The sequence below is a fragment of the Alcanivorax sp. 97CO-5 genome (assembly GCF_000524665.1).
Taxonomy (GTDB): domain Bacteria; phylum Pseudomonadota; class Gammaproteobacteria; order Pseudomonadales; family Alcanivoracaceae; genus Alcanivorax; species Alcanivorax borkumensis.
Genome location: NZ_KI965884.1, coordinates 36,656 through 42,934, shown reverse-complemented (window position 1 = coordinate 42,934; position 6,279 = coordinate 36,656). Strand labels below are relative to the sequence as shown.

General features: G+C 58.1%; 4 protein-coding genes and 1 pseudogene. 4 read left to right on the top strand and 1 reads right to left on the bottom strand.

Going from position 1 to position 6,279, the window contains the following annotated elements:
• Nucleotides 1-855: pseudogene (locus Y017_RS15315) on the top strand (rhomboid family intramembrane serine protease); the annotation flags it as partial.
• Nucleotides 856-918: 63 nt separating this feature from the next.
• Here the strand turns inward: Y017_RS15315 and Y017_RS05840 are convergent.
• Nucleotides 919-2,295: a B-box zinc finger protein gene (locus Y017_RS05840; protein WP_035459556.1), complete on the bottom strand. Its 1,377-nt coding sequence runs from the start codon at nucleotides 2,293-2,295 to the stop codon at nucleotides 919-921.
• Nucleotides 2,296-2,598: 303 nt separating this feature from the next.
• On the opposite strand from Y017_RS05840, the gene lnt reads away from it, so the two are divergent.
• The 3 genes from lnt to Y017_RS05825 all read left to right on the top strand — a co-directional run bounded on the left by lnt (nucleotide 2,599) and on the right by Y017_RS05825 (nucleotide 6,277).
• A complete protein-coding gene (lnt, locus tag Y017_RS05835; RefSeq protein WP_035459553.1) occupies nucleotides 2,599-4,089 on the top strand; it encodes an apolipoprotein N-acyltransferase in 1,491 nt (496 codons plus the stop codon).
• An 81-nt stretch (nucleotides 4,090-4,170) separates the two neighbouring features.
• A complete protein-coding gene (locus Y017_RS05830) occupies nucleotides 4,171-5,037 on the top strand; it encodes an MBL fold metallo-hydrolase (protein ID WP_011589220.1) in 867 nt (288 codons plus the stop codon).
• 10 nt (nucleotides 5,038-5,047) lie between these two features.
• On the top strand, nucleotides 5,048-6,277 hold the full coding sequence (locus tag Y017_RS05825) for an FAD/NAD(P)-binding oxidoreductase (RefSeq protein ID WP_035459551.1): 1,230 nt from the start codon (nucleotides 5,048-5,050) through the stop codon (nucleotides 6,275-6,277).
• Nucleotides 6,278-6,279 lie beyond the last annotated feature (2 nt).

The window sequence follows — 6,279 nt, the reverse complement described above, 5'->3', positions numbered from 1 at the left end:
CCTCGATTAATTTTCGGGGGGATTACACTCGCACTATGGATCCTCGGCTGCCTGGTCAGTGGCGTCGGCTACCTGCTGCTAGCCAGCCCCGGGCAAGTTCCTTTCCACGGCCCCGCAGCGCCTTTGCTGATTTGGTTCGGCGCGTTCTTTGGCCTGCAGCATAGCCCCCTGCAACTCCCCATTTGGCACCCCAAACATAAACAATGGCAACGCCGGCCCGTTTCCCCCTACACCCTGCTGCCCTTGCCCATAGCCGTCATGGCCGCTGTAGCGCTGTTCAGCACACCACTTTTAGCTAATCTCAGTGCCGGCATTGCCGCTTTTATCGCAGGCCTACTGTTAGTGCAGATCATGCAGCCACAGCCCATCGAGCCAGAACAGCATGACAACAGCCCCATGGACCCGCAGCAACTGTCCTCACTCACTCGCGGTTGGGATGCACTGGGGCAATTAGACGGCGATGCCGCCCATGCGGCCTTCGCACAGGTTCTTACCCGCGAACCGGACCATTTCGACGCGCTCACCGGGCAATTCACCGCGCAGCAATTACTCAACGATAACGCCTCCTGGGAGAGCACCGCCCAGCAACTATTCTGTTCTCCTGCAACGGAAAAAGGACAAGCCACTCAGGTGGCGCGTTGTTGGCAGCAGTACCAGCAACGCAGCGGCGCACCGTTGTCGGCCGCAGTTGGCTGGACGCTACTGAAAACCTTAACCCGGGCCGAGGAATTTCAACCAGCAGAGAAACTGGCACGGCAACTGGATGACCATTCGCTCAAGGCAGACGCCATCGCCCAACTGCGGGCCAGACTGATTCAAGAAGGATTAACACACCGGGCAAAAACGCTGGCGTGACGACTTAACACCTGACGCCTCTTGCCCAACACTCGACACCTTTGGAAATCGGAAACACACCCGTCACCCCCAGGCTAGCCGACAGTCCGCAACCTTCTGGCGTAACCGAACATCACGGCAGTGGCTTTCCACATAACGCAGATATTGTTCAGCCTTGCCACTCAGGCCAAACGCCTCCGCCAGCACCTTGGCCAGCAACAGGTAAGCTTCACCAAGGTCGGCAAACTCAGGGTATTTCTGGTGGAGCTCCTTGAGTAAGGCAACCGCCAGCTTAGGGTCACGGGGATAAACGCCCTCAGCCAACGCCAACCGTAGCGCCGGCGCAGAGGGCACCCACTGTGAATCACGGTGGCGTTGCCGAGCAACCAGTTCCAGAGCAACACTCCAGGCCTGAGCGCCAACCAAACAATCTAGATAAGATTCTGCCAAGGCAATTCGTTCATCCTCCTTACCCAGCACCGCCAACAACCGATCATGATGCTGCCAATCCGCCACCGTGGCTTTCTTGGTTTTGATGATTTTTGAGGTAGTCAGCAACACCTTATCGAATCGACCAGCACACAATTGAGCGCGCTGCCGACGCTCAGCCAATGGCAGAGTGACACGCCGCCCCCCCTGATTCAGGCCCCACAGCCGGCTGTGCCGGGCCGCAATATCGCCACACATTTCCGCCAAAACCAACCACCACCAAGCCGCCAGCAAACCGGCTACCCCCTGTACCAAAGGCAACGGCAATACATCCACGGCCACCCCCACCAGCGCCACTACCGACACACAGCCCAACGAAGCAAACCCCGCTGCCACGGCGTAATCCCGAGGGGCAGACACGATATAGTTGCCCACCGCCGCATAGGCGCCGGGCTCTGCACCTTGCACCAACACCGCCAGCCACAGGGCAGGCACCAGCAGCATGCCAATCACCGCGACCAACAAACCCACCGGCACCGATACCGCCACCATCAAAAGTGCGGCAAGGCCAATCACCAGCGATGCGGGTAAGGCCTGCCACAGGGCACTTTTCCAGGAAGCGCTCTCTGCAAGACAATCCCAACCGGGAAAGGCCGCCTTGCGGCTTTTGCGAGGGCCAGCGCGCAACGTCATCAACGCCGCTGAAAAAACGAAAGTGGGCAACCCCGCCACCAATGCCACCGGTACCATTACCCATAGCGGGGGCAACAACGTGGCTAGCACCGGCCAAATGGCCAACAGCGGCAGCAGCGGTAACGAGAACGGCAGGCGCAGATAACGGCCAAGACGCTGCCACAACGGCCCCACCTGGCTCTGTACCGCCGGCAACAGATCATGGTTGCACAGTAAGCAACGAGCCTCCATGCGGTGGTCCTCATCCCCATCCACACATTGCTGACACAGATACAATCCATCATAGGCGCAATACCACAGCGCCTCCGTTCCCGGATGGTACTTGCATGGGTGTTTCACTATGATGCCCCCAGACTTGTCATCCCGGCTTAGGGGGCAGGGTCGAGTTGAATGTTCAAAGTGCAAACGCGCGGGAGATTCCTCCCCATGACCGGTAGCCTAGCCGCTAATCGTTCGAGGTGATCCGCAGCGCAGACCGATTTCGGCTGACAACAAGCGCGAAGTCGTGTTTTAACTTTGAGCTTTCAACTTTGCCCCCGCCGGTTTAAAAGCATATTTTTCTGCTACTTTATTCGTATTATTGCATTGACTCTAGTCCAAACTGCCAGGCGGCCTGCTCGCCAGTACGAAACGAGGATATCCATGCGTGATCGTCTGCTGGCTCTGATTGCCGGCCTGCTCTTCCCCCTAGCTTTTGCCCCCTATGATCTCTGGCCTCTGTTGTTTGTCAGCATCGGGCTGGGCTACTGGTGCCAGCAGCAGGCGAGCTCTGCCCGCGAAGCATTACTACGTGGCTGGCTGTACGGGCTGGGCATGTTCGCTTTCGGTATTTCCTGGGTGCATGTTTCCATGCACGACTACGGCTTCATGCCACTGTGGATGGCGATTCCGTTCACCGGGCTATTTGCGGCTTTCCTGGCCTTGTTTTACGGCCTCACTTTTTACGCCAGCTGGCGGCTGGGACGTTCGGCTCTGGCCTTTGCCGGTATCTGGTTACTGCTGGACTGGCTGCGTGGCGTACTCCTGACCGGTTTCCCCTGGCTATATGCTGGCTACGCCCTGATCGACTCCCCTTTCGCCACTTTGGCCCCCATAGGCGGAGTCTGGCTGTTGACCCTTAGCGCGGTGTTGATCAGCGCCTGTTTTATTCGCCTGACTAACTGGCGCAGAGGCGGGTACGCCGGGCTGGTCGCATCCAGCGCCGTGCTGATTCTCACTGCGGTCTCTCACACTCTCACCTTCACCCAACCCAGCGGGTCTGCCCAGAAAGTTGCGCTGGTACAGGGCAATATCCCCCAGGACCTCAAATGGCAGCTGTCCATGCGAGAACGAACCCAGCAGATCTATCAAGACCTGACACGGGATATTCCCGCCGACACCCTGGTAGTTTGGCCAGAATCAGCGCTCACTAATTTTTACCAAAACGTATCCGAATTCGTAGAACAAGAAGGACAAAAAATCGCCGAACGTAACGGCGGTTTCATCACCGGGGTTCCCTGGCGTACGGTCAGCAATAGTGGCGTGACCTACCACAACAGCATTGCCTCCATCCCGCTTGATCCCGGCGATGGCCGCCAACGGGTTTACCACAAACAAAAACTGGTCCCGTTTGGCGAATACGTGCCCATGCAATCGCTTATACGCGGGCTAATTCCATTTTTCGATTTACCCATGTCTGGCTTTACCCCCGGAAAATCCAGCCAACCCAATCTGACGGCGCTGGGGCACAGCATCGCCCCGTTTATCTGCTATGAAATTCTCTATCCGGAACTGGTGGCCGACCGCAGCCACGACGCCGATGTGCTGCTGACCATCAGCAACGATGCCTGGTTCGGCACCTCTGCCGGCCCCTTGCAGCATTTTCAGATGGCCCGTATGCGTGCCCTGGAAACCGGCCGATGGTTGCTACGCGGCACCAACAATGGGGTCACCGCAGTGATCAACGAGCACGGCAAGGTAGTGGATGCCTTGCCACAATTCGAGCGCGACGTGCTGCTCAGCCAGTACCAGCCCCGCCAGGGCACCACTCCATTCATGGCCACGGGGGTATGGCCCTGGCTACTGCTGGCCTGCCTAATGGTGTGGGCAGGGTGGCGGGGCCGAATCAGGACATCGCCCAATATTCCATTATGATATATGCTTATTCCTTAATTTGACTTTGTTCTCCGGCCAGCCTATAACAGTGTCATTGTCGCATCCTAACGGGAGAGCACCATGTCACGCCCTGAAGTCAAAGCGTTCTTTGACCACGACACTAATACAATCAGCTATGTCGTCACCGACCCGCAAAGCCGCCACTGCGCCATCGTAGACTCTGTACTGGATTACGACCCCAGCGCGGGTCGCACCCGACACACCAGTGCCGAGCAAATCGTTAACTACGTGAAACAAGAAAGTCTCACCGTGGATTGGCTGCTGGAAACCCACGTCCATGCTGACCACCTTTCCGCCGCACCTTGGATTCAACAACAGGTAGGTGGCCAGCTGGCCATTGGCGAGCACATCAGCACCGTGCAGGAAACCTTTAGCAAGATCTTTAACGCCGGCACCGAGTTTGCCCGCGACGGTAGTCAGTTCGATCATCTGTTCAAGGATGGTGAGACTTACAAAGTAGGGAATCTGCAGGCTCGAGCCATTCACACGCCTGGGCACACCCCGGCTTGCATGAGCCACGTGATCGGCGATTCGGTCTTCGTCGGGGACACCTTGTTCATGCCAGACTACGGCACCGCCCGCTGCGATTTTCCCGGTGGAGATGCTCGCACTCTATACCATTCCATTCAGAAGTTACTCGCTCTGCCGGACGAAACCCGCATGTTTCTGTGCCACGACTACCTACCAGAGAACCGCGAAGAATTCGTTTGGGAAACCACCGTGGGTGATCAGCGCAAACACAACATTCATGTTCATGAAGGCGTCAGCGAAGAAGAGTTCGTCACCATGCGAGAAACCCGCGATGCCTCCCTGGACATGCCGCGCCTAATCCTGCCATCGGTGCAGATCAACATGCGCGCCGGGCACCTTCCGCCCGAGGAAGACAATGGCATCAGCTACCTGAAAATCCCCCTGAACGCACTCTAAGAGAATGCCCATGCCAGTTGATGACTCTGTCTGGGATGTGGTGATTGTGGGCGGCGGCGCTGCCGGCCTCGCGGCGGCGGCCAGCCTGCTCAAACGCAAGCCCTCCCTATCGATAGCGATCGTAGAACCCAGCGATCGCCACTATTATCAACCCGCCTGGACCCTGGTGGGCGGCGGCTGCTTCAACCCCGCAGATACCTGCCGCTCCACCGCTTCGCTAATACCGGCCAATGCCAAATGGATTCGCAGCGAGGTGACGGGCTTCCTGCCGCAGCAGAACCAGGTCATTGTGGAAAATCACCAGCATCTGAGCTATCGCAGCCTAGTGGTGGCCCCCGGCCTAGAACTGAACTGGGGAGCCATTGCCGGTCTTGAAGAGACCTTGGGCAAGAATGGCGTGACCAGTAACTACCACTACGATCTCGCGCCCTACACCTGGGAATGCGTGCAATTGCTCAAGCAAGGCCGCGCCCTGTTTACCCAGCCGGCCATGCCCATAAAGTGCGCCGGCGCCCCACAGAAGGCCATGTACCTGTCCTGCCATCACTGGGAGAAACAGGGCTACCTAGGCGACATTGACGTGCAGTTTCACAATGCTGGGGGCGTACTGTTCGGCGTTTCCAAGTTTGTGCCTCCGCTGATGGAATACGTAAAGCGCTACGGCGCCAACCTGAATTTCACCAGCACCCTGATTGCCGTAGAGGGCCCAACGAAGACCGCCACCTTCCGCGACACCGCTGAAGATGGCAGCACCATTGAGCGTACCGAATGCTTCGACATGCTTCATGTGGTGCCGCCACAACGCGCCCCGGAATTCATCCGCGACAGCGAGCTTGCCAATGAAAGCGGCTGGGTCGCCGTCGATGAAGCCACCCTGCAACACCCCCACTATGGCAATGTATTCAGCCTCGGGGATGTGTGTGGCGCCAGCAATGCCAAAACCGCTGCCGCGGTGCGTAAGCAGGCGCCCGTGGTAGCAGAAAACCTGCTCGCCCACCTCGCCGACCGCCCCATGCCCGCCCGCTACACCGGATACGGCGCCTGTCCGCTCACCGTGGAACAGGGCAAGGTGGTAATGGCCGAGTTCGGCTATGGCGGCAAACTGCAACCCACCTTCCCACTCAAACCCGCGGTGGCTCGCACCAGCATGTGGTGGCTCAAGCGCTACGCCATGCCGCGCATCTATTTCTCCATGATGCTGAAAGGGCACGAATGGCTGGCAAAACCAGGAAAACCATAAGG